This is a genomic window from Rhodoferax sp., assembly GCF_039922535.1.
In the GTDB taxonomy this organism is placed as follows: Bacteria; Pseudomonadota; Gammaproteobacteria; order Burkholderiales; family Burkholderiaceae_C; genus Rhodoferax_B.
Genome location: NZ_JBDTEM010000472.1, coordinates 1 through 2,177 on the forward strand (window position 1 = coordinate 1; position 2,177 = coordinate 2,177).

Consider the following 2,177-nt stretch of genomic DNA (forward strand, 5'->3'; position numbering starts at 1 on the left):
GCATGCGGGTGTTGCGCTGCATCAACGCGGTCAGGATGCTGCTGTGGTCGGGGGCCAGGTGCTGCACCAGCACAAAGGCCATGCCGGGCTGGGTGTCGGTCGGCATGCCCGAAAAGAAGGCTTCAAATGCCGCCAAGCCACCGGCAGATGCACCGATGCCGACAATCGGGAAACTGGATGTAGAAGGGGGGGTATCGACCACCGCCGGGGTGGTTGCCGCGAGGGGCTTGGTGCTTTTTGCCTTGGCTGCCATGGGGTTCTCCGGGTACGAAGAAGGGTCATGCGGGCACTTCAGCGACTTGAAGTGTAGTCGCTGTATCTGGGAAATTCCAAAACTCCTAAAAATATAGCTGCTTGTGCAGGTCCGGTCTGCGCTAAAGGCTGATTTTGTGCTTAATTTTAGGTGCACTCCGCCCTGCCATTGCCAGGCGGATACGGGAGCCCCGGCCCGTTGCAGGGTGGGGGCTGCCGCTGCGAATTTACACGGTGGTCGGGGGGGGGGCATGGCATGCAGTTCCAGGTCGGGCGAGAACATCTGAAAGTTGCAGCGCCCGTTTTTCTTGGCGTGGTACATGGCGATGTCGGCGTGGCGCAGCAAGGTTTCCACGTCGCTGCCGTCGTCGGGGTAGATGCTCAGGCCGATGCTGGCCGACACCTGGAGCTGGTGCTTGCCCACCCGGTAGGGTTCGGACGTGGCTTCGATCAGCATGGCAGCGGCGCGGGCGGCATCTTGGGTGGTTTCCACCTCGGCCAGCAGCAGCACAAACTCATCGCCGCCCTGGCGGCAAACGGTATCCGACTGGCGCACGCAGTTGCTCAGGCGCTGGGCCACGGCTTGCAGCAGGGCGTCGCCCACGGAATGGCCCAGGGAGTCGTTGATGTACTTAAAGTTGTCTAGGTCCAGGTAGGCCAGCACCACTTTTTGGTTATGGCGCTGGGCCAGCGCCATCGACTGGGCCAAGCGGTCGGTGAGTAAGGCGCGGTTGGGCAGGCCGGTGAGGATGTCGTGCTGGGCCTTGTACGACATCTGGGCTGTGGCCCCTTCGGCGGCTTCGGTCATGGTTTGGGCTTGCACGGTGGCCACCACCAAGCGCTCGTTGGCCTCGCGCAGTTGGGTCGCGGTGTGGTCTGCCAGCGCTTCTTTGGCGCGGGCGGCATCTTCTTGCAGCAGCACGGCTTTTTCGCGCTGTTCCACCAGGGCTTCGCGGGTGGTGAGAGCAGCTTCGCGCTGGGCCAGCGCATGGGACAGTATGGTTAAAGCCTGTCCCTCGGATGAGCCAGTCAGGGTGTCGTTTTGTTCCAGAGACGGTGTTTGGGATGTCATGTGGTGCCCCGCAAAAGCGTATTTTGCGCCACGGTATGCAGGGGGCGGCCTCCCAGCAGTCCCTCATAGTGCAGCACCGGCGCGCCGATGGCAATGCCGTCGTCGGTGATGTGGTAGCGCCGGATGTCGTTGCTGTGGTCGCTGCCACGCACCTTGACCACCGCCATCACGCGCTGCAGGCTGCTGTCTAACTCGATATAGCGCTGGACGATGATGGCATCCGTCAAGAACGCCGTGCCGTAGGGGCTGAAGCGCAGGTCGGTGTAGCGGTCTTCCAGCTCCGAGGTCATCAGTACGGTGACACCCATGCCCGACAGCACGGCCACCATGCGAAACAGCGACTCGCGAAAGTCTTCCCGAAAAGTGGGCGCCACCGCCAGCTCAAAGCCCGATAGCGAGTCGATCACCACCCGGGTTGCCCGTAACGCCTGGATGCGCTGCACCATGTCCTGCACGATCTCGTCTATCGACAGGTCCATCAGGCGGGTGTTGATCAGCCCCAGGCAGCCCGCCCGCACCATGTCGTCGATGGTGGGGGTGCGCGAGCGGCTGGGGGTTTGCTCAAAAGCCACGATCACGCCGGCTTCGCCGAGGCGTACGCCCTCCTGCAAAAAGGCGGTGGCCAGAATGGTTTTGCCCGAGCCGGACGGCCCGGCCACCAGCAGCGAATAGCCTGCGGGCAGACCACCGCCCAGCATGGCATCCAGCAACGGCACGCCCATGGTGATGCGGGTGTCGGAACGGGTGGGTGCGTTCGCCTGCGGGGTGGCACTGCTGTCGTCGTGCACCACGGCCGACGGAAAAATGGTCAACCCATCGCCGGTGATGCGCAGGGTGTGCACGCCGGGGCTGG

The 2,177-nt window shown here is 63.4% G+C and carries 2 protein-coding genes; both read right to left on the reverse strand.

The genetic code is table 11. From position 1 onward, the window contains the following. A partial coding sequence (locus tag ABI213_RS22395; protein ID WP_348028718.1) for a diguanylate cyclase occupies positions 1-1,324 on the reverse strand: 1,324 nt, incomplete at its 3' end. Then, positions 1,321-2,177 (reverse strand): ATPase domain-containing protein (locus ABI213_RS22400; RefSeq protein ID WP_348028720.1); only part of this gene is annotated, 857 nt, incomplete at its 5' end. The genes ABI213_RS22400 and ABI213_RS22395, both read right to left, overlap by 4 nt.